20 protein-coding genes, 1 pseudogene and 1 CRISPR repeat array (1 of these 22 cut by a window edge) are annotated in these 20,059 nt (G+C 55.3%); of the genes and pseudogenes, 17 read left to right on the top strand and 4 right to left on the bottom strand.

Going from position 1 to position 20,059, the window contains the following annotated elements; all coding sequences use genetic code 11:
• Window positions 1-273: direct repeats of the CRISPR family, unit length 29 nt; unit sequence GTGTTCCCCGCGCCAGCGGGGATAAACCG (it extends 244 nt beyond the left edge of the window).
• Between the two features lie 69 nt (window positions 274-342).
• Window positions 343-1,383, bottom strand: a complete 1,041-nt coding sequence (locus RDN66_RS20240; RefSeq protein WP_123650591.1) for an aminopeptidase — start codon at window positions 1,381-1,383, stop codon at window positions 343-345.
• 330 nt (window positions 1,384-1,713) lie between these two features.
• Between RDN66_RS20240 and cysD the strand changes: the two genes are divergently transcribed.
• From cysD to rpoS, 12 genes are all read left to right on the top strand, one after another.
• Window positions 1,714-2,622 (top strand): sulfate adenylyltransferase subunit CysD, encoded by a 909-nt coding sequence (gene cysD, locus RDN66_RS20235; RefSeq protein WP_035892866.1) that lies wholly within the window; start codon window positions 1,714-1,716, stop codon window positions 2,620-2,622.
• A gap of 9 nt (window positions 2,623-2,631) precedes the next feature.
• A complete protein-coding gene (gene cysN, locus RDN66_RS20230) occupies window positions 2,632-4,059 on the top strand; it encodes a sulfate adenylyltransferase subunit CysN (RefSeq protein WP_202217289.1) in 1,428 nt (475 codons plus the stop codon).
• A complete protein-coding gene (gene cysC, locus RDN66_RS20225) occupies window positions 4,059-4,664 on the top strand; it encodes an adenylyl-sulfate kinase (RefSeq protein WP_035892870.1) in 606 nt (201 codons plus the stop codon). The genes cysN and cysC overlap by 1 nt, the downstream gene beginning before the upstream one ends.
• Window positions 4,665-4,707: 43 nt before the next feature.
• The gene (locus RDN66_RS20220) at window positions 4,708-5,034 is read left to right on the top strand and encodes a DUF3561 family protein (protein ID WP_035892872.1); all 327 of its coding nucleotides are present in this window, start codon (window positions 4,708-4,710) and stop codon (window positions 5,032-5,034) included.
• 161 nt (window positions 5,035-5,195) lie between these two features.
• A complete protein-coding gene (gene ftsB, locus RDN66_RS20215; RefSeq protein WP_035892874.1) occupies window positions 5,196-5,513 on the top strand; it encodes a cell division protein FtsB in 318 nt (105 codons plus the stop codon).
• A 19-nt stretch (window positions 5,514-5,532) separates the two neighbouring features.
• Window positions 5,533-6,228, top strand: coding sequence for a 2-C-methyl-D-erythritol 4-phosphate cytidylyltransferase (ispD, locus tag RDN66_RS20210; protein ID WP_035892876.1), 696 nt, complete (start codon window positions 5,533-5,535; stop codon window positions 6,226-6,228).
• A gap of 15 nt (window positions 6,229-6,243) precedes the next feature.
• Window positions 6,244-6,723 carry a 2-C-methyl-D-erythritol 2,4-cyclodiphosphate synthase gene (gene ispF, locus RDN66_RS20205; RefSeq protein WP_035892877.1) on the top strand — a complete coding sequence of 160 codons (480 nt, stop codon included), beginning with the start codon at window positions 6,244-6,246 and terminating at the stop codon, window positions 6,721-6,723.
• Window positions 6,720-7,769 (top strand): tRNA pseudouridine(13) synthase TruD, encoded by a 1,050-nt coding sequence (truD, locus tag RDN66_RS20200; protein ID WP_202217290.1) that lies wholly within the window; start codon window positions 6,720-6,722, stop codon window positions 7,767-7,769. Before ispF ends, truD begins: the two co-directional genes overlap by 4 nt.
• Entirely contained in the window at window positions 7,750-8,511 is a 762-nt protein-coding gene (gene surE, locus RDN66_RS20195) for a 5'/3'-nucleotidase SurE (protein ID WP_035892880.1), read from the top strand. Before truD ends, surE begins: the two co-directional genes overlap by 20 nt.
• Window positions 8,505-9,134, top strand: a complete 630-nt coding sequence (locus tag RDN66_RS20190; protein WP_035892881.1) for a protein-L-isoaspartate(D-aspartate) O-methyltransferase — start codon at window positions 8,505-8,507, stop codon at window positions 9,132-9,134. The genes surE and RDN66_RS20190 overlap by 7 nt, the downstream gene beginning before the upstream one ends.
• A 122-nt stretch (window positions 9,135-9,256) precedes the next feature.
• Window positions 9,257-10,405, top strand: coding sequence for a murein hydrolase activator NlpD (nlpD, locus tag RDN66_RS20185; protein WP_202217291.1), 1,149 nt, complete (start codon window positions 9,257-9,259; stop codon window positions 10,403-10,405).
• Window positions 10,406-10,520: 115 nt separating this feature from the next.
• Entirely contained in the window at window positions 10,521-11,513 is a 993-nt protein-coding gene (gene rpoS, locus RDN66_RS20180; RefSeq protein WP_035892885.1) for an RNA polymerase sigma factor RpoS, read from the top strand.
• A gap of 61 nt (window positions 11,514-11,574) precedes the next feature.
• On the opposite strand, the gene RDN66_RS20175 is transcribed toward rpoS, so the two are convergent.
• On the bottom strand, window positions 11,575-11,979 hold the full coding sequence (locus RDN66_RS20175; protein WP_035892887.1) for a MarR family winged helix-turn-helix transcriptional regulator: 405 nt from the start codon (window positions 11,977-11,979) through the stop codon (window positions 11,575-11,577).
• Between the two features lie 161 nt (window positions 11,980-12,140).
• Between RDN66_RS20175 and RDN66_RS20170 the strand changes: the two genes are divergently transcribed.
• Genes RDN66_RS20170 through RDN66_RS20160 form a run of 3 tightly spaced genes read left to right on the top strand, consistent with a single transcriptional unit; the run spans window position 12,141 to window position 14,408 of the window.
• The gene (locus RDN66_RS20170) at window positions 12,141-12,734 is read left to right on the top strand and encodes a non-oxidative hydroxyarylic acid decarboxylases subunit B (RefSeq protein WP_202217292.1); all 594 of its coding nucleotides are present in this window, start codon (window positions 12,141-12,143) and stop codon (window positions 12,732-12,734) included.
• Window positions 12,734-14,161 carry a non-oxidative hydroxyarylic acid decarboxylases subunit C gene (locus RDN66_RS20165; protein WP_035892890.1) on the top strand — a complete coding sequence of 476 codons (1,428 nt, stop codon included), beginning with the start codon at window positions 12,734-12,736 and terminating at the stop codon, window positions 14,159-14,161. Before RDN66_RS20170 ends, RDN66_RS20165 begins: the two co-directional genes overlap by 1 nt.
• 10 nt (window positions 14,162-14,171) lie before the next feature.
• On the top strand, window positions 14,172-14,408 hold the full coding sequence (locus tag RDN66_RS20160) for a non-oxidative hydroxyarylic acid decarboxylases subunit D (protein ID WP_202217293.1): 237 nt from the start codon (window positions 14,172-14,174) through the stop codon (window positions 14,406-14,408).
• A 749-nt stretch (window positions 14,409-15,157) separates the two neighbouring features.
• On the opposite strand, the gene mutS is transcribed toward RDN66_RS20160, so the two are convergent.
• Complete coding sequence (gene mutS / locus RDN66_RS20155; protein ID WP_202217294.1) at window positions 15,158-17,719, bottom strand: DNA mismatch repair protein MutS; 2,562 nt, start codon at window positions 17,717-17,719, stop codon at window positions 15,158-15,160.
• Between the two features lie 303 nt (window positions 17,720-18,022).
• Here mutS and yedE point away from each other — a divergent pair, with 303 nt between their 5' ends.
• On the top strand, window positions 18,023-19,234 hold the full coding sequence (gene yedE, locus RDN66_RS20150; RefSeq protein ID WP_202217295.1) for a selenium metabolism membrane protein YedE/FdhT: 1,212 nt from the start codon (window positions 18,023-18,025) through the stop codon (window positions 19,232-19,234).
• Window positions 19,231-19,464, top strand: a complete 234-nt coding sequence (gene yedF, locus RDN66_RS20145) for a sulfurtransferase-like selenium metabolism protein YedF (protein WP_035892595.1) — start codon at window positions 19,231-19,233, stop codon at window positions 19,462-19,464. Before yedE ends, yedF begins: the two co-directional genes overlap by 4 nt.
• 36 nt (window positions 19,465-19,500) lie before the next feature.
• Here yedF and RDN66_RS20140 read toward each other — a convergent pair.
• Window positions 19,501-19,944 (bottom strand): annotated as a pseudogene (locus RDN66_RS20140) (aromatic amino acid transport family protein); the annotation flags it as partial.
• Window positions 19,945-20,059 lie beyond the last annotated feature (115 nt).

Here is a 20,059-nt window from a genome sequence, read left to right as displayed (position 1 = left end):
GTGTTCCCCGCGCCAGCGGGGATAAACCGCCGCATACATCGAGCTGGTGGGGGGTGATGATGTGTTCCCCGCGCCAGCGGGGATAAACCGGGGGCGAAGCATAACCCGTTAATCGTTCAGATGTGTTCCCCGCGCCAGCGGGGATAAACCGAAATAGTAAAACGCGCAATTAATACTGGTGATGTGTTCCCCGCGCCAGTGGGGATAAACCTGATCTGGATAATCTGGAAAGTTTAAGAAACCAGTGTTCCTCGCGCTCAGCGGGGATAATGCCGTTAACAGCGGAGTGCCCCCAGGGTGTAATGCGAAAAAGGTCAAGCAGGGCGCCTGACCTTGATAGTATCAGCTGCGCGCCTTCGCCAGCTCGCGCATCAGCGGCATCATCACCCGTACTACTTCACGGCTGCGGCGCTCAATACGCCCTGGCAGCGCTTTATCGAGATACTGTTGATTATCGATATGGGCGTTGTGCCAACTGGTGCCATCAGGGAAGCTCGCGCTCTTCGCCCGCTGCTGGTAGCCATCTTTTTTACCGAGTGACCAGTTCGTTGCCTCAACGGACAGCACCGGAATTCCGGCTTTATCGAAAATCTCGGCGTCGTTGCAGCAGCCGGTTCCTTGCGGATACTCCGCATTCAGGCCGGGGTTGGTTGCCGCCGCAATACCGCGGCTGTGGGCAATGGCCAGCGCGCGGTCGCGGGTCAGTTTACGAACCGACGCGGGGGTTTTTACGCCACTGTTGAAATAGATTTTATCGCCGACCACCAGGTTATCGAGGTTGATAACCAGCAGGGTGTTTTTCTTCTCCGCGCTGCTCATGCGCTTCAATAAATTTTCCGCGCCGAGCTTACCTTCTTCTTCACCGCTGGTAGCGATAAAGCGAATGCCATATTGCGTCGGAATACCTTTAAAGCGTTCTGCCAGTTCCAGCATCACGCCGAGGCCCAGCGCGTTATCGTCAATGCCTTGAAGTGTCAGGCCGCCGAGGTTTTTCTCCACGTCGCTATCGCTGTGCGGAGCATAGGTGTCCAGATGCGCCATCACAATAATCTGCTGAGGTGATTTCCCTTCATGCGCCGCGATGACCGTGCTGCCGACAACGTTATGCCAGTTTTTACGGTTATCTTTGGTGGTGTAGATATAACGGCTATTAAAGGTGCGGATATCGCTCTGATAACCCATCTGCGCAAACTGCTGGCGAATATAGTCGGCAGAGAGCATTTCAGCTGGCGTACCGGTAATACGACCTGGGAAATAGGTGGCGATATAGCGAGCTTGCGTATTAGCGATGGTTCCCAGAGGCGCGGTGGCTGCCTGTGCGGGAAGGAGGGTGCAAACGCCGAGCGCCAGGGCTGCCATGCAGTGGCGCAGTGCGGAGAACATAGGAAGTCCTTACAACAGTGCAAAAAAATAGACGCGCCTAGTATGAAACTGTGAGGGACATTACACAATTTCAAAACCTCCTAAATGCCGGAAATTGCGGGCGTTAAGCACTTTTTGATATTTGCTTTTTCAGTTCGTTATTCCTTTGAGTAACAACTCATTCCTTTTCGTAATTTCATTTGGCCTGAACCACCCCCTATAGTCCCTCTATTGCTGATTGTTAGCGAGTTGTAGCACGACACCCGCCACCACAAAAAATAAGCATCGACGACACGACACAATCAGACCCAACACAACAGACGTGCAATGAATCAGGCTTAAGGAACGGTTATGGACCAAAAACGACTTACTCACCTACGGCAACTGGAGGCGGAAAGCATCCATATCATCCGTGAGGTGGCCGCCGAATTTGCAAATCCGGTGATGATGTATTCCATCGGCAAAGATTCCAGCGTAATGCTGCACCTGGCGCGCAAAGCGTTTTATCCTGGCACGCTGCCGTTCCCGCTGCTGCACGTTGATACCGGCTGGAAATTCCGTGAAATGTATGAATTCCGTGACCGTACCGCCAAGGCCTACGGCTGCGAACTGCTGGTGCATAAAAACCCGGAAGGGGTGGCGATGGGGATTAGCCCGTTCGTACACGGCAGCGCTAAGCATACCGATATCATGAAAACGGAAGGGCTGAAGCAGGCGCTGAACAAATACGGCTTTGATGCCGCATTCGGCGGTGCGCGCCGTGACGAAGAGAAGTCTCGTGCCAAAGAGCGTATCTACTCCTTCCGCGACCGCTTCCATCGCTGGGACCCAAAAAACCAGCGTCCGGAGCTGTGGCACAACTACAACGGCCAGATTAACAAAGGCGAAAGTATCCGCGTCTTCCCGCTCTCCAACTGGACTGAGCTGGATATCTGGCAGTACATCTACCTGGAAAATATCGAGATCGTTCCGCTGTACCTGGCCGCCGAGCGCCCGGTGCTGGAGCGCGATGGTATGCTGATGATGATCGATGACGACCGTATCGATCTCCAGCCGGGTGAAGTGATTAAAAAACGGATGGTGCGCTTCCGTACCCTGGGATGCTGGCCGCTGACCGGCGCGGTAGAGTCCGACGCGCAGACGCTGCCGGAAATTATCGAAGAGATGCTGGTCTCAACCACCAGTGAACGTCAGGGGCGCATGATTGACCGCGACCAGGCCGGCTCCATGGAGCTTAAAAAACGTCAGGGTTATTTCTAAGGAGCCGCCATGAACACCACTATTGCACAACAAATCGCTGATGAAGGCGGCGTTGAAGCGTATCTGCACGCTCAGCAGCATAAAAGCCTGCTGCGCTTCCTGACCTGCGGCAGCGTGGATGACGGCAAAAGTACGCTGATTGGCCGACTGCTGCACGACACTCGCCAGATTTATGAAGACCAGCTTTCGTCACTGCACAACGACAGCAAACGTCATGGTACCCAGGGAGAAAAACTCGACCTGGCGCTGCTGGTGGACGGCCTGCAGGCCGAGCGCGAGCAGGGCATCACCATCGACGTGGCGTACCGCTACTTCTCCACCGAGAAGCGCAAATTTATTATTGCCGACACTCCGGGGCACGAGCAGTACACCCGCAACATGGCGACCGGTGCGTCAACCTGTGACCTGGCGATCCTGCTGATCGACGCCCGTAAAGGCGTGCTCGATCAAACTCGTCGCCACAGCTTTATCTCGACGCTGCTTGGGATCAAACACCTGGTGGTGGCTATCAACAAAATGGATCTTGTTGATTACAGCGAAGAGACGTTTAACCGCATTCGTGAAGAGTACCTGACCTTCGCTGAACAGCTGCCGGGGAACCTGGATATTCGCTTCGTACCGCTGTCTGCGCTGGAAGGCGATAACGTCGCCAGCAGCAGCGACAACATTGCCTGGTACAGCGGCCCGACGCTGCTGGAAGTACTGGAAACCGTGGAAATTCGCCGTACGGTGGACACGCAGCCAATGCGCTTCCCGGTGCAGTATGTTAACCGTCCGAACCTCGATTTCCGTGGTTTTTCAGGCACCGTTGCCTCGGGCAGCGTGAAGGTTGGCCAGCGCGTTAAGGTGCTGCCGTCAGGCGTGGAATCCAGCATTGCTCGTATCGTGACGTTTGACGGCGACCTGCCGGAAGCGTTTGCCGGTGAAGCGGTCACGCTGGTACTGAAAGATGAAATTGATATCAGCCGTGGTGACCTGCTGTTGGATGCGCAGGATGCCCTGCCATCGGTGCAGCGTGCAGCTGTCGATGTGGTGTGGATGGCCGAGCAGCCGCTGGCGGCAGGGCAGAGCTACGACATCAAAGTCGCTGGCAAGAAAACCCGCGCTCGTGTAGATGGCATTCAATATCAGGTAGATATCAATAACCTGACCCAGCGTGAAGTGGATGCGCTGCCGCTGAACGGTATTGGTCTTGTGGATCTCACCTTTGATGAGCCGCTGGTGCTCGACAAATATCAGGAGAACCCGGTGACCGGCGGCCTTATCTTCATCGACCGGTTAACTAACGTTACCGTGGGTGCGGGGATGGTGCGCGAACCGAACACCGAAGCAACCGCAGTGGCTTCAGAATTCAGCGCCTTTGAGCTGGAGCTGAATGCGCTGGTGCGCAAACACTTCCCACACTGGGGTGCGCGCGATTTGCTGGGAGGAAAATAATGGCTCAGCATGACGAAAACGTCGTCTGGCACGCCCATCCTGTCACCGCACAACAGCGCGAGCAACTCCACGGTCATCGTGGGGTTGTGCTGTGGTTCACCGGGCTTTCGGGCTCGGGGAAATCCACCGTAGCCGGCGCGCTGGAAGAGGCGCTGCATGAGCTTGGCGTCAGCACCTATCTGCTGGATGGTGACAATGTGCGTCATGGCCTGTGCAGCGATTTAGGCTTTACCGATGCAGACCGTAAGGAAAATATTCGTCGTGTGGGTGAAGTGGCGAAGCTAATGGTTGATGCCGGGCTGGTGGTATTGACTGCGTTTATCTCGCCGCACCGTGCAGAACGTCAAATGGTACGCGAACGCGTGGGCGATGACCGCTTCTTTGAGGTGTTTGTCGATACGTCGCTGGCAACCTGCGAGGCGCGCGATCCGAAGGGGCTGTACAAAAAAGCGCGGGCCGGTGAACTGCGTAATTTTACCGGAATTGATTCATCGTATGAATCTCCTGAGCGGCCTGCTGTCCGCCTTGATGGTGAACAATTAGTAACAAATTTGGTTGCGCAATTATTAGATCTACTCAAGCAGAGCGATATTATCAGATCCTGAAAACGTGCCGGAGTTTGTTGGCTCCGGCCTAACAGGATTATTTATGCGCAATACTCAGAACATCAACGTGGCCCAATCAGAGTCACTCGCCCCTAGCTATGATGAAACCACATGGTCTTTGTCAGGGGCTTTTGTCGGCTTTGTAGCGTGGTTGATGGCACTGGGTATTCCCTACCTGCATTACGGCAATAACACGCTGTTCTTCTTTTTGTACACCTGGCCATTCTTCCTCGCCCTCATGCCTGTTGCGGTCGTTATTGGTGTTGCCTTTCACTCATTAGTAAAAGGCAAACTAGGCTACACAATTGTTGCAACTCTGCTGACGGTCGCTGCTCTGTGCGGTTTGTTATTCATGTGGCTGATGAGTTAATGCTTCTTCATTAGCGATTATCCGCACCTTAGACCATGACAATACGTGTCTCTGTGCCGCTGAAATATGGTAAATTTCCAGCGATATGCGGTATCGCCTGCGGCTGGAGTGGAGAATGACGGTAAGTTATGGGATGATAGGGCCGTTTTTCAGGGGGCAGGATGGGTAAATTAACGCTGCTATTACTGGCTTTGCTGGTCTGGCTACAATATTCGTTGTGGTTCGGAAAAAATGGTCTGCATGACTTCAGTAAAGTTCGTGATGATGTGACCGTACAACAGTCAACCAACGCAAAATTAAAAGCGCGCAACGATCAGCTCTTCGCCGAAATTGATGACCTCAACGGCGGCCAGGAAGCGATCGAGGAACGCGCACGTAACGAACTCAGCATGACCCGTCCGGGCGAAACTTTCTATCGTCTGGTTCCGGATGCGTCTAAACGCACTCAGGGCGCGGGGCAAGCGCAAACTAATCGATAATCAGTCCCAGGATGACGACATGGCCGTAACTTTTCCGGGCGTATGCGCCGTGGTGCCGGCAGCCGGATTTGGCCGCCGCATGCAAACGGACTGCCCAAAGCAATATCTCTCAATCGGTAACAAAACGATTCTGGAACACTCGGTGGATGCGCTGCTGGCTAATGCCCGCGTCCAGCGGGTGATTATCGCCGTCTCCGCCGGAGACGAACGCTTCCAACAAACCTCCCTTGCACAACATCCGCAGATAACCGTCGTCGAAGGCGGTGTCGAACGTGCCGATTCCGTTCTGGCAGGTCTGCGGGTGATTGATGACGCCGAATGGGTACTGGTGCACGATGCGGCGCGTCCGTGCCTGCATCAGGATGACCTCACTCGACTACTTAGTCTCAGCGACACCAGCCGCGTTGGCGGCATTCTGGCCGCGCCGGTGCGAGATACCATGAAGCGTGCGGAGCCCGGTAAAGCGGCGATTGCGCACACGGTCGATCGTAACGATTTGTGGCACGCGCTGACCCCGCAATTTTTCCCTCGTGAACTGCTGCTGGAGTGTTTAACCCGGGCGTTGAACGAAGGGGCGTCGATTACCGACGAAGCATCGGCACTAGAATATTGTGGCTTTCATCCTGAGTTGATTGCTGGACGTGCTGATAATATTAAGGTTACTCGCCCGGAAGATCTGGCGCTTGCCGAATTTTACCTCACCCGCTTGGGTTGACCTGGAGAAGACATAATGCGCATTGGACACGGATTTGACGTACACGCGTTTGGCGGTGTTGGCCCGATTATTATCGGCGGCGTACGTATCCCTTATGAAAAAGGGCTGCTGGCGCACTCCGACGGCGACGTGGCGTTGCATGCGCTGACCGACGCCCTGCTGGGCGCAGCGGCGCTGGGCGATATTGGCAAACTGTTCCCGGATACCGACCCTGCATTTAAAGGGGCGGACAGCCGTGCATTGCTGCGCGAAGCCTGGAAACGCGTGCAGGCCAAGGGTTACACGCTGGGCAACGTCGATGTGACGATTATTGCTCAGGCGCCGAAAATGCTGCCGCACATCCCGCAGATGCGCGTGTTTATTGCCGAAGACCTCGGCTGCCATATGGACGACGTAAACGTCAAAGCGACCACCACCGAAAAACTCGGCTTTACCGGGCGTGGTGAAGGCATTGCCTGCGAAGCGGTCGCGCTGTTGCATAAGGCGAAACCATGATTCAGTTTGATGCACTCACCTACCTGCACGGAAAACCGCAGGGAACCGGGCTGCTGAAGGCCAACCCGGAAGATTTTCTGGTGGTCGAAGATTTAGGCTTTGAGCCAGATGGCGAAGGCGAACATATTCTGGTGCGTATTCTGAAAAATGGCTGCAACACCCGATTTGTTGCCGACGCGCTGGCAAAATTCCTTAAAATACATGCCCGCGAAGTGAGCTTTGCCGGGCAAAAAGATAAACACGCGGTGACCGAACAGTGGCTGTGCGCGCGCGTGCCGGGCAATGCGATGCCGGATCTCAGCCAGTTCCAGTTGGAAGGCTGTCAGGTGCTGGAATACGCGCGGCACAAGCGTAAACTGCGTTTAGGCGCGCTGAAGGGCAACCAGTTCACGCTGGTGCTGCGTGAAGTTAAAGACCGCGAGGACGTTGAAGCGCGTCTGCAGGCGATCGCCGAGCGCGGCGTACCGAACTATTTTGGCGCTCAGCGCTTTGGTATTGGCGGCAGCAACCTGCTTGGCGCGCTGCGCTGGGCCGAGAGCGGTGCGCCGGTGCGCGATCGTAATAAACGCAGTTTTTGGTTGTCGGCGGCGCGCAGCGCGTTGTTTAATCAGATTGTGAGTGAGCGCCTAAAAAAACCGGACTTTAATCAAGTTGTTGACGGTGATGCGCTACAATTATCGGGGCGTGGCAGCTGGTTTGTTGCCACCGACGACGAGCTTGCGGTGCTGCAGGCCCGCGTTGATGCGCGTGAACTGATGATTACCGCCGCGCTGCCAGGCAGCGGCGATTGGGGCACGCAGCGAACCGCCCTGGAGTTTGAACAAACGACGCTGGCTGAGGAGACCGCGTTGCAGTCATTGTTGCAGCGTGAAAAGGTTGAAGCCGCACGTCGCGCTCAACTGCTCTATCCGCAGCAGTTCAGCTGGAACTGGTGGGACGACGTCACCGTCGAACTGCGTTTCTGGCTGCCGGCGGGAAGCTTCGCGACCAGCGTGGTAAGGGAACTTATCAATACAACAGGTGATTATGCGAATATTGCTGAGTAACGATGACGGGATCCATGCGCCAGGCATTCAGACGCTGGCCAGAGCCTTACGGGAGTTTGCCGAGGTTCAGGTAGTTGCACCCGATCGTAACCGCAGCGGTGCGTCGAATTCGCTGACGCTTGAGTCCTCGCTTCGTACCTTCACTTTCGATAACGGCGACATCGCCGTCCAGATGGGCACGCCAACGGACTGTGTCTATCTGGGTGTTAATGCGCTGATGCGTCCGCGCCCGGATATCGTGGTTTCTGGCATTAACGCCGGCCCCAATCTGGGCGACGACGTTATCTATTCCGGCACGGTGGCGGCCGCGATGGAAGGCCGTCACTTAGGCTTTCCTGCGCTGGCGGTCTCATTAAACGGTCATCAGCATTACGACACCGCCGCCGCCGTTACCTGCTCGCTGCTGCGCGCCTTAGCGCGCGAGCCGCTGCGCACCGGGCGCATTCTGAACGTTAACGTGCCAGATTTGCCGCTCGACCAAATCAAAGGCATTCGCGTCACGCGCTGTGGCAGCCGCCACCCGGCGGATAAAGTCATCCCGCAGCAAGATCCACGCGGCAATACGCTCTACTGGATTGGCCCGCCGGGTGACAAATGCGATGCTGGCCCGGACACCGACTTTGCTGCCGTGGATGCGGGCTACGTCTCCGTCACGCCGCTACACGTTGATCTCACTGCCCATAGCGCAAATGAGGTCGTCAACGACTGGCTTGAGCAAGCGAGGGTTGATGCGCAATGGTAGTCAGTAAACGCATCCAGAGCCTGTTGAACCAGCTACGCCAGCTTGGCATTCATGACGAGCGGGTGCTGGACGCCATGGCGCAGGTGCCGCGCGAAAAATTTATTGATGAAGCGTTTGAACACAGCGCGTGGGATAACGTGGCGCTGCCGATAGGGCAGGGGCAGACCATTTCGCAGCCGTATATGGTGGCGCGAATGACGGAGTTGCTGGAGTTGACCCCTGATTCAAGGGTGCTGGAAATTGGCACTGGCTCGGGGTATCAAACGGCAATCCTCGCACATCTGGTGCATCACGTCTGTTCCGTTGAGCGTATAAAAAGTCTGCAATGGCACGCGCGTCGTCGCCTGAAACAGCTTGATTTACACAATGTATCTACCCGTCACGGCGATGGCTGGCAGGGGTGGCAAGCGCGCGCCCCGTTTGATGCCATTATTGTCACGGCGGCTCCGCTGGAGATTCCGACTGCGCTGATGTCGCAGCTCGACGAAGGCGGTATTCTCGTTTTACCCGTGGGCGATGATCAGCAGTACCTGAAGCGCGTTCATCGGCGGGGAGACGAATTCATTATCGATACCGTAGAGGCCGTTCGCTTCGTTCCCCTGGTGAAAGGGGAACTGGCCTGAGACCCGGATTATTCTGAGGTTTTTTGGTCCAATTCAGCGTATTGTGAACACGTTTTCCAGTGTTCAGCACGTGCGTTGCGCGGTATTCAGTCACTGGCAGTTAACCTATTCCTGGGGGATAAATGAGCGCGGGAAGCCCTAAATTTACCGTTAATCGTATTGTGGCATTATCACTGGCTTCACTTTGGCTGGCCGGTTGTACTTCATCGAATAATGCACCAGCGCCAGTCAGCTCCGTGAACAGTAACGGTTCCAGCAGCACGAGTTCCGGCATGTTGATTACGCCGCCGCCGAAAATGGGCAGCACGGCGCAGTCTACTCCTCAGATTCAGCCGGTACAGCCGGTACAAACGCAGCCCGTTCAGACCCAGCCGCGCGTCGCTCAGCCCGTTGCTGAACAGCCGGTGCAGATGGAAAACGGCCATATCGTCTACAACCGTAAATACGGTGATATTCCAAAAGGCAGCTACGCAGGTGGCAGCACCTATACGGTGAAGCACGGCGATACGCTGTTCTACATTGCCTGGGTTACCGGCAATGACTTCCGTGACCTTGCCCAGCGCAACAACGTCGCCGCGCCATATGCGCTGAACGTCGGTCAGGTGCTGCAGGTTGGAAATGCTTCCGGTCAGCCAATTACCGGCAATAACCCGGTTGCGATAGCCAGTTCACAGTCCAGCAATGGAAGTTCCGGATTAGTCTCAAAACCTGCACAAAATTCAACCGCGGTTGTTGCGTCGACTCCGACAATTACGTATTCTGAGGATTCAGGTGAACAAAGTGCTAACAAAATGTTGCCTAACAACAAGCCTGCGACGAGCACCGTCACAGCGCCTGTAACGGCACCAACTGCGAGCACGACCGTACCGACTGCCAGCAGTACTTCAACCAGTTCGCCAATCTCTTCATGGCGCTGGCCAACTGACGGCAAGATTATCGAAAACTTTAGCGGCACCGACGGTGGCAACAAAGGTATCGATATTGCGGGCAGTAAAGGACAGGCAATCGTCGCAACCGCCGATGGGCGCGTCGTCTATGCCGGTAACGCACTGCGCGGTTACGGTAATCTTATTATCATCAAACACAACGATGATTACCTGAGTGCCTACGCTCATAACGATACAATGCTGGTCCGGGAACAACAGGACGTAAAAGCGGGGCAGAAAATCGCTACCATGGGTAGCACCGGAACCAGTTCAACACGTTTGCATTTTGAAATTCGTTACAAGGGGAAATCCGTCAACCCGCTGCAGTATTTACCGCAGCGATAATTCGGCAAAGTACTTCACATGAACGCTTTCAGGCGACGCTGGCCGCTGCTGGAGCCGCCTGAAAAGTGACATGATAAGGTGCATTGCCTGGGGATCACGGGTAGGAGTCACCTTAATGAGTCAGAATACGCTGAAAGTTCATGATTTAAATGAAGACGCGGAATTTGATGAGAATGGAGTAGAGGTTTTCGATGAGAAAGCCTTGAGTGAAGAGGAACCCAGTGACAACGAACTCGCGGAAGAAGAGCTCTTATCGCAGGGTGCCACTCAACGTGTACTCGACGCGACTCAGCTTTACTTAGGCGAGATCGGCTATTCTCCGTTATTGACCGCTGAAGAAGAAGTCTATTTTGCTCGTCGTGCTCTGCGTGGCGATGTTGCCTCACGCCGTCGGATGATTGAGAGTAACCTCCGTCTGGTCGTGAAAATTGCCCGCCGTTACGGCAATCGTGGTCTGGCGCTGCTGGATCTTATCGAAGAGGGCAATCTGGGGCTGATTCGTGCCGTAGAAAAGTTCGACCCAGAACGTGGGTTCCGTTTTTCAACCTACGCCACCTGGTGGATCCGTCAGACCATTGAACGGGCTATCATGAACCAAACCCGTACTATTCGTCTGCCAATCCATATTGTTAAAGAGCTGAACGTTTATCTGCGTACCGCGCGTGAACTGTCGCACAAGCTGGATCACGAACCGAGTGCGGAAGAAATTGCCGAACAGCTTGATAAACCGGTTGATGACGTAAGCCGTATGCTTCGTCTCAACGAACGCATCACCTCAGTTGATACGCCGCTGGGCGGGGACTCTGAGAAAGCACTGCTCGACATCCTGGCCGATGAAAATGAAAACGGTCCGGAAGACACCACGCAGGACGATGACATGAAGCAAAGCATCGTGAAATGGCTGTTCGAACTGAACGCCAAACAACGAGAAGTGCTGGCGCGTCGTTTTGGTCTGTTGGGGTATGAAGCAGCGACGCTGGAAGATGTTGGTCGCGAGATTGGCCTGACCCGCGAGCGCGTGCGTCAGATTCAGGTTGAAGGTCTGCGTCGTCTGCGTGAAATTCTGCAGACTCAGGGGCTGAATATCGAAGCGCTGTTCCGCGAGTAATACGGTTTTGTTCAAAGAGGTCAGCCGCGAGGCTGGCCTTTTTCTTTGCCTTTTTTCCGAACTATTCCATCATCTTACGCACCAGATGCGTAAACTGATCCTGCTCCTCGGGCGTTAAACGCTGCAAAAATTCGTTGTCCACGCGGTTCCCCACCGGCTGGCTGGCTGCCAGCAAGGCTTCGCCTTCTTCGGTCAAAAAGACAAATCGACGACGCTTATCGTCGGGGTCCTGCTCGCGTCTGACTAATCCTTTAATTTCCATCCTGCTGAGCATCTCGGCGAGCGTCGCCTTGGTGCTGACTGCCACGCTGGTCAACGCCACCTGTTCAATACCCGGGCTTTCGGCGATGGAGCGCATCACCGCATACTGCGGCTTGGTCAGCTCGGGCAATTCATGCTGCCAGCGTGAAGTATGCTGTTGAAAAAGATGGCGAAGCAGGTGGAATGCTTCGTTTTTGATTTCCATGATGACTCTCCGGCAGTGTGCGCGTCTCTATGATAGCCGTTTCAGGCACGTTGAACAAAATGAACAAAAAATGCGTGCGTATACGAACAATCTTGTCAGCGTCATGTAATAGGAGTAAGTTAACTCATATTGTTCGTACACGAACGAAATTGAGGTGAGCAATGAGACTGATTATTGGCATGACCGGCGCCACCGGGGCACCGTTAGGTGTTGCACTGCTCCAGGCACTACGCGATATGCCGGAGGTGGAAACTCACCTGGTCATGTCGAAATGGGCGAAAACTACCATCGAACTGGAAACGCCGTGGAGCGCGCGCGACGTCGCGGCAATGGCCGACTTTAGCCACAGCCCGGCGGACCAGGCGGCCACCATTTCCTCCGGTTCTTTCCAGACCGACGGCATGATTATTATTCCGTGCAGCATGAAAACGCTGGCCGGTATCCGCGCAGGCTACGCCGACGGACTGGTAGGGCGCGCCGCCGACGTGGTGATGAAAGAAGGGCGCAAGCTCGTGCTGGTGCCGCGTGAAATGCCGCTCAGCACTATCCATCTGGAAAACATGCTGGCGCTCTCCCACATGGGCGTGGCGATGGTGCCGCCTATGCCGGCGTTCTACAACCACCCGGAAACGGTCGACGACATCGTTCAACACGTGGTCACGCGAGTGCTCGATCAGTTCGGCCTCAAATACGATAAAGCGCGCCGCTGGCAGGGTTTACCGGCGACGAAACAATTATCACAGGAGAATGCATAATGGCTTTTGATGACTTACGCGGTTTTTTGCAGGCGCTGGAAGACCAGGGTCAACTGCTGAAAATCAGTGAAGAGGTAAACGCCGAGCCGGATCTGGCGGCCGCGGCCAATGCGACAGGCCGTATTGGCGACGGTGCGCCAGCCGTATGGTTCGATAACATCCGTGGCTTCACCGATGCTCGCGTGGTGATGAACACCATCGGCTCCTGGCAGAACCATGCCATTTCGATGGGCCTGCCGATGAATACGCCGGTCAAAAAACAGATTGATGAGTTTATTCGCCGCTGGGATAAATTCCCGATTGCTCCGGAACGCCGCGCGAACCCGGCATGGGCGGAAAACACCGTCGATGGTGACGACATTAACCTGTTCGACATCCTGCCGCTGTTCCGCCTGAACGACGGCGACGGCGGTTTCTATCTCGATAAAGCGTGCGTGGTTTCCCGCGACCCGCTGGACCCGGACAACTTCGGCAAGCAGAACGTCGGTATCTACCGTATGGAAGTGAAGGGCAAGCGTAAGCTTGGCCTGCAGCCGGTGCCAATGCACGATATCGCGCTGCACCTGCATAAAGCGGAAGAGCGTGGTGAAGACCTGCCGATTGCTATCACCCTGGGTAACGACCCGGTGATTACCCTGATGGGTGCCACGCCGCTGAAATACGATCAGTCCGAATACGAGATGGCCGGTGCGCTGCGCGAAAGCCCGTACCCTATTGCCACCGCACCGCTCACCGGTTTTGATGTGCCGTGGGGCTCTGAGGTGATCATTGAAGGGGTTATCGAAGGTCGTAAGCGTGAAATCGAAGGCCCGTTTGGCGAGTTCACTGGCCACTATTCCGGCGGCCGTAATATGACGGTGGTCCGTATCGATAAAGTTTCTTATCGCACCAAGCCTATTTTTGAGTCTCTCTATCTCGGTATGCCGTGGACTGAAATTGACTACCTGATGGGCCCAGCCACCTGCGTACCGCTCTATCAGCAGTTGAAAGCGGAGTTCCCGGAAGTGCAGGCGGTTAACGCCATGTACACCCACGGCCTGCTGGCCATTATCTCCACCAAAAAACGCTACGGCGGCTTTGCCCGCGCGGTTGGGCTGCGTGCGATGACCACGCCGCACGGTCTGGGCTATGTGAAGATGGTGATTATGGTTGATGAAGACGTCGACCCGTTCAACCTGCCGCAGGTGATGTGGGCGCTGTCGTCGAAGGTCAACCCAGCGGGGGATCTGGTGCAGCTGCCAAACATGTCGGTGCTGGAACTTGACCCTGGTTCAAGCCCGGCGGGGATTACCGACAAACTGATTATCGACGCTACCACACCGGTTGCGCCGGACAACCGTGGTCACTACAGCCAGCCGGTGCAGGATTTACCTGAAACCAAAGCCTGGGCTGAGAAACTGACCGCTATGCTGGCTAACCGTAAGTAAGGAGGAAAAGATGATTTGCCCACGTTGCGCCGATGAACATATTGAAGTAATGGCGAAATCGCCAGTAAAAGATGTCTGGACCGTGTACCAGTGCCAGCATTGCCTGTACACCTGGCGCGATACCGAACCGCTACGCCGCACCAGCCGTGAACATTATCCAGAAGCGTTCCGCATGACGCAGAAAGATATAGATGAAGCGCCGATGGTGCCAAGCATTCCGCCGCTGCTGGCGGAAGATAAGCGTTAATGCACTCAACAGCGATGGGGATTCACCTCATCGCTGTTGCCTGTTTTTTTATGGGGAACGCTGCCCATATTCTGTGATCTGGTCTTATTTCTGCTACGCTTAATCTTTCAAAGTATGTAAATATAGACATGATTTTAAAAACAGTATTGACACCGTGTGGTAACTGCGTAAATTGAGTTTTAACAGCACAATAAAAGTAAGTGTTTATTCAGAAGTACTGGGGTTAGCCATTTTGTAATAAGGCCACGAAGTTTGTAGTTTGGGATGCAGTATGTTTTAAGGCCTCGTAGTAATTGTGCTGGAAAGCAAAATGGTAGAGTATGCGCGACGATGTAACGCCTTGTTTTAAATTTATTTACTGCGATTATCGAATCATGATAAACGCAACGGTAATAAGGCAACGCATCAAAGAGTATATGTCGCGATGGGGGGAATGTACTTGTTTAAGGCGCCATGCTTAAGTTAGTGATCAGGCTGGCGGTGTGTGTAACAGGATAACTAGAGGGAGGTTTTTAAGTTTTAATGCCCAATATTATCTGTAGTAAACGGGTGCATTTTAAAGCAGTATAAATTGTAGTAATAATTCAGTAAGTTAATTAATGTTAAATCTGAAGTTTGTAGTTCCTTAAAAGCCCTTGCCGTACTGGTAAGGGCTTTTTTTCATTTGACGTAAGAGTACGTTTTTATTTTTCGATAAATGCAATGGCTATAAAAGCGCCACTTCAGCATAAGCGAAGCGGCGCAGATAATTACACCATTCCTTTCAGACGATAAATCCACTCCAGCGCCTGACGTGGGCTCAACGAGTCCGGGTCCAGACCTTCCAGCGCTTCTACCGCTGGGGAAGCCTCCTCCGGTGCCGACAGCAGCGACATCTGTGTCCCATCTACCTGCGTCGCCGCCGCGTTTGGTGAGATGCTTTCCAGCTCGCGCAGCTTCTGACGCGCGCGCTTGATAACCTCTTTCGGCACGCCCGCTAGCTGCGCTACCGCCAGACCATAGCTCTTGCTGGCCGCACCGTCCTGCACGCTGTGCATAAAGGCGATGGTATCGCCGTGCTCCAGCGCGTCCAGATGCACGTTCGCCACGCCTTCCATTTTCTCCGGCAGTTGGGTCAGCTCGAAGTAGTGGGTCGCAAACAGCGTTAACGCCTTGATCTTATTCGCCAGATTTTCCGCACAGGCCCATGCTAACGACAGGCCGTCGTAGGTTGACGTTCCGCGGCCAATTTCGTCCATCAGCACCAGGCTGTTTTCGGTGGCGTTATGCAGAATATTGGCCGTTTCGGTCATCTCCACCATAAAGGTTGAGCGACCGGAGGCCAGGTCATCCGCCGCGCCCACGCGGGTGAAGATACGGTCGATAGGGCCAATCTCCACGCTCTGCGCCGGAACGTAGCTGCCGATATAGGCCAGCAGCGCAATCAGCGCCGTTTGACGCATATAGGTACTTTTACCGCCCATGTTTGGGCCGGTAATGATCAGCATTCGACGCTGTGGTGACAGGGTCAGCGGGTTGGCGATAAACGGCTCGTTCAGCACCTGCTCCACCACCGGATGGCGGCCTTCGATAATCCGGATGCCGGGCTTATCGATAAACGTTGGGCAGGTGTAGTTGAGCGCATAGGCACGTTCCGCGAGGTTCACCAGCACGTCCAGCTCCGCCAGCGCGCTGGCGCTTTGCTGAAGATCTGCGAGGTGAGGTAGCAGCAGGTCGAACAGCTCGTCATAAAGCTGTTTTTCCAGCGCCAGCGCCTTGCCTTTCGAGGTCAGAACTTTATCTTCGTACTCTTTCAGCTCAGGAATAATGTAGCGTTCGGCGTTTTTCAGCGTCTGGCGGCGCACGTAGTTGATAGGCGCCATATGGCTCTGACCGCGGCTAATCTGAATGTAATAACCGTGGACGGCGTTATACCCTACCTTCAGCGTGTCGAGTCCGGTACGCTCGCGCTCGCGAATTTCCAGGCGGTCGAGGTAGTCGGTAGCGCCATCGGCCAGCGCGCGCCACTCGTCTAGCTCTTCATGATAGCCCGGGGCAATCACGCCGCCATCGCGCACCAGCACCGGCGGTGCATCAATAATCGCCCGCTCCAGCAGTTCGCGTAGCTCGGCAAATTCGCCCATTTTCTCACGCAGCATCTGTACCGGCGCGCTGTCGACGCTTTCCAGTTGGGCACGCAGTTCCGGCAACTGCTGGAAGGCGTGGCGCATACGGGCGAGGTCGCGTGGACGTGCGGTACGCAGCGCCAGACGCGCAAGTATACGTTCGAGGTCGCCCACCTGACGCAGCACCGGCTGTAAGTCTGCGGTGGAATCCTGCAAGGCGCCGATAGTCTGTTGGCGCTCGGTCAGTACTTTGGTATCGCGCACCGGCATATGCAGCCAGCGCTTAAGCATACGGCTGCCCATCGGCGTGACGGTGCAGTCGAGCACGGAGGCGAGGGTGTTTTCCAGCCCGCCCGCCAGATTCTGGGTGATCTCCAGGTTACGGCGTGTGGCGGCATCCATAATGATGCTGTCCTGCTGGCGATCCATGGTGATGGAGCGAATGTGCGGCAGCGAGGTACGCTGGGTGTCCTTCACGTATTGCAGCAGGCAGCCCGCGGCGCAAAGCCCGCGCGGCGCGCCTTCAACGCCAAAGCCGACCAGGTCGCGGGTACCAAACTGCAGGTTCAGCTGCTGGCGCGCGGTGTCGATTTCGAACTCCCACAGCGGGCGACGACGCAGGCCTCGGCGGCCTTCAATCAGCGCCATCTCGGCAAAATCTTCGGCGTATAGCAGCTCGGCTGGGTTAGTACGTTGCAGCTCGGCAGCCATGGTTTCGCGGTCGGCTGGTTCACTGATGCGAAAACGCCCGGAGCTGATATCCAGCGTGGCGTAGCCATAGCCTTTGCTGTCCTGCCAGACGGCGGCGAGGAGGTTATCCTGGCGCTCTTGCAGCAGCGCTTCATCGCTGATGGTGCCCGGCGTAACGATACGCACAACTTTACGCTCGACCGGACCTTTGCTGGTGGCCGGGTCGCCAATCTGTTCGCAAATGGCGACGGACTCGCCCTGATTCACCAGCTTGGCGAGGTAGTTTTCGACCGCGTGGTGCGGGATGCCCGCCATCGGGATAGGTTCACCGGCAGAAGCGCCGCGCTTGGTCAGCGAAATGTCGAGCAACTGCGATGCGCGTTTCGCATCGTCATAAAACATCTCGTAAAAGTCGCCCATGCGGTAAAACAGCAGGATCTCGGGATGCTGCGCTTTCAGCTTCAGATACTGCTGCATCATCGGCGTATGTGCGTCGAAATTGTCGATTGTACTCATCCGTTTGTGATGTCCATTTTCTAAAATTTTACTGAGTGCGTTATGTGTTCGGACTCATCTGATGCCGTGGATCTCATGAAATCCGGCCTGTTTTTTCATGAGTACGTAGGGTGCATGATAACGGAGTCTGGAGGGCAGGAAAACAGAAGAGGGGGCCTCGTCCTGAAATGGTGCTATCTGCAAATTGATCTCACCGACCTTTTGCGACGGTTGTCATTATCATGAAAGCGATAGCCGCTATAATCCCCGCCTCTTGTGCGGCTCTTCGCACATGACTCCTTCTGAGTTCAGAGGCTAACATCGATGACATGGAAACAATTTAAACATACCTTTCTGATCAAATTCTGGTCCCCGGTTCCTGCGGTAATCGCGGCCGGTATTCTCTCTACTTATTACTTTGGCATCACCGGCACCTTCTGGGCTGTGACGGGCGAGTTCACGCGTTGGGGCGGGCAATTGCTACAGCTTGCTGGCGTACATACCGAGACCTGGGGCTATTACAAGCTGATTGGCCTCGACGGTACGCCGCTGACCCGTATCGACGGCATGATGATTATCGGCATGTTCGGCGGCTGTTTTGCCGCGGCGCTGTGGGCCAATAACGTCAAGCTGCGCCTGCCGAAAAGCCGCATTCGTATTTTGCAGGCGATTGTCGGCGGGATTATTGCTGGTTTTGGCGCACGTCTGGCGATGGGCTGTAACCTCGCGGCCTTCTTCACGGGCATTCCACAGTTCTCACTTCACGCCTGGTTCTTCGCGCTGGCGACGGCCATTGGCTCCTGGTTTGGCGCACGCTTCACGCTGCTACCTATCTTCAGAATTCCGGTGAAAATGGTCAAAGTCTCGGCGGCATCGCCGCTGACGCAGCGTCCTGACCAGGCGCGCCGTCGTTTCCGTCTGGGTATGCTGGTGTTTATCGGCATGGTCGGCTGGGCGTTGCTGACGGCGGCGGGCAGCCCGAAACTGGGTCTGGCGATGCTGTTCGGTGTGGGCTTTGGTCTGCTGATTGAACGGGCGCAAATCTGCTTTACCTCGGCGTTCCGCGACCTGTGGATCACCGGGCGCACGCAAATGGCGAAGGCCATTATCTTCGGTATGGCGGTAAGCGCTATCGGCATCTTCAGCTATGTGCAGCTTGGCGTGGCACCGAAAATCATGTGGGCTGGCCCGAATGCGGTGATTGGCGGTCTGCTGTTCGGCTTCGGCATTGTGCTGGCCGGCGGTTGTGAAACTGGCTGGATGTATCGCGCCGTCGAAGGGCAGGTGCACTACTGGTGGGTGGGGCTTGGCAACGTGATTGGTTCAACCATTCTGGCCTACTTCTGGGACGATATCTCCCCGTCGCTCGCCACAAGCTGGGACAAAGTGAATCTGCTGACCACCTTTGGTCCGCTGGGCGGTCTGCTGGTGACCTACGGCCTGCTGCTGATTGCGCTGCTGTTAATTCTTGGCTGGGAAAAACGGTTCTTCCGTCGTAATGCTTCCGCCACAATTACTGCGAAGGAGAGTGTATGAAAACGATCGTCCCGGATTATCGTCTGGACATGGTGGGTGAACCTTGCCCGTACCCGGCGGTGGCGACGCTTGAGGCGATGCCGCAGTTAAAGAAAGGCGAAATACTGGAAGTGGTGAGCGACTGCCCGCAGTCGATTAATAACATCCCGGTGGATGCGCGCAACCACGGCTACACCGTGCTCGACATCCAGCAGGATGGGCCAACCATCCGCTATTTAATCCAGAAGTAACCTGCCGCCCTCGCCGTCCGGCGAGGGCGTATTGCTTTATCCAAATCTCGGTAGCAGGTTCAGCGTACTGCCGAACCAGCACAGAATCACCATGACCCCAAACAGGATAACCACCACCGGAATGGCCTTGCCGCCCCAGACGGTAAAGGTTTTCTCCGGGAAGCGTTCGCGCGATTTCAACGCCAGGAACGCGGGTACAATAACGGCCCAAACGGTCGCGCACAGCCCCGCGCCGCCGATGGCGTAAATAAAGCCGTTCGGGAAGATGAGGTACAGTGCCGCCGGGGGGAGGAAGGTGAGCAGCAACGTCTTAAAGCGGCCCCACGGGGTGTTGCCCATTTTGAACAGATCTGCCAGGTAATCAAACAGCCCGAGGGTCACGCCGAAGAAGGAGCTGGCGACCGCGAGGTTAGAGAAGATAAGCAGGAAGAACTCAATCACGCCGCGTTGGTTGGTCCCTAAGAAGGATTTCACTAGGGAAGGTGCGAACAAGTCCCTGATATGAGATCATGTTTGTCATCTGGAGCCATGGAACAGGGTTCATTATGAGTCATCAACTTACCTTCGCCGACAGTGAATTCAGCAGTAAGCGCCG

It is taken from the genome of uncultured Kluyvera sp. (assembly GCF_902485085.1).
GTDB lineage: Bacteria > Pseudomonadota > Gammaproteobacteria > Enterobacterales > Enterobacteriaceae > Kluyvera > Kluyvera ascorbata.
This window is presented reverse-complemented; position numbering and strand designations above follow the sequence as displayed.

Coding starts and splice junctions, on each gene's coding strand:
- RDN66_RS20240 (WP_123650591.1), bottom strand. CDS start 1,383: ATGTTCTCCGCACTGCGCCACTGCATGGCAGCCCTGGCGCTCGGCGTT.
- cysD (WP_035892866.1), top strand. CDS start 1,714: ATGGACCAAAAACGACTTACTCACCTACGGCAACTGGAGGCGGAAAGC.
- cysN (WP_202217289.1), top strand. CDS start 2,632: ATGAACACCACTATTGCACAACAAATCGCTGATGAAGGCGGCGTTGAA.
- cysC (WP_035892870.1), top strand. CDS start 4,059: ATGGCTCAGCATGACGAAAACGTCGTCTGGCACGCCCATCCTGTCACC.
- RDN66_RS20220 (WP_035892872.1), top strand. CDS start 4,708: ATGCGCAATACTCAGAACATCAACGTGGCCCAATCAGAGTCACTCGCC.
- ftsB (WP_035892874.1), top strand. CDS start 5,196: ATGGGTAAATTAACGCTGCTATTACTGGCTTTGCTGGTCTGGCTACAA.
- ispD (WP_035892876.1), top strand. CDS start 5,533: ATGGCCGTAACTTTTCCGGGCGTATGCGCCGTGGTGCCGGCAGCCGGA.
- ispF (WP_035892877.1), top strand. CDS start 6,244: ATGCGCATTGGACACGGATTTGACGTACACGCGTTTGGCGGTGTTGGC.
- truD (WP_202217290.1), top strand. CDS start 6,720: ATGATTCAGTTTGATGCACTCACCTACCTGCACGGAAAACCGCAGGGA.
- surE (WP_035892880.1), top strand. CDS start 7,750: ATGCGAATATTGCTGAGTAACGATGACGGGATCCATGCGCCAGGCATT.
- RDN66_RS20190 (WP_035892881.1), top strand. CDS start 8,505: ATGGTAGTCAGTAAACGCATCCAGAGCCTGTTGAACCAGCTACGCCAG.
- nlpD (WP_202217291.1), top strand. CDS start 9,257: ATGAGCGCGGGAAGCCCTAAATTTACCGTTAATCGTATTGTGGCATTA.
- rpoS (WP_035892885.1), top strand. CDS start 10,521: ATGAGTCAGAATACGCTGAAAGTTCATGATTTAAATGAAGACGCGGAA.
- RDN66_RS20175 (WP_035892887.1), bottom strand. CDS start 11,979: ATGGAAATCAAAAACGAAGCATTCCACCTGCTTCGCCATCTTTTTCAA.
- RDN66_RS20170 (WP_202217292.1), top strand. CDS start 12,141: ATGAGACTGATTATTGGCATGACCGGCGCCACCGGGGCACCGTTAGGT.
- RDN66_RS20165 (WP_035892890.1), top strand. CDS start 12,734: ATGGCTTTTGATGACTTACGCGGTTTTTTGCAGGCGCTGGAAGACCAG.
- RDN66_RS20160 (WP_202217293.1), top strand. CDS start 14,172: ATGATTTGCCCACGTTGCGCCGATGAACATATTGAAGTAATGGCGAAA.
- mutS (WP_202217294.1), bottom strand. CDS start 17,719: ATGAGTACAATCGACAATTTCGACGCACATACGCCGATGATGCAGCAG.
- yedE (WP_202217295.1), top strand. CDS start 18,023: ATGACATGGAAACAATTTAAACATACCTTTCTGATCAAATTCTGGTCC.
- yedF (WP_035892595.1), top strand. CDS start 19,231: ATGAAAACGATCGTCCCGGATTATCGTCTGGACATGGTGGGTGAACCT.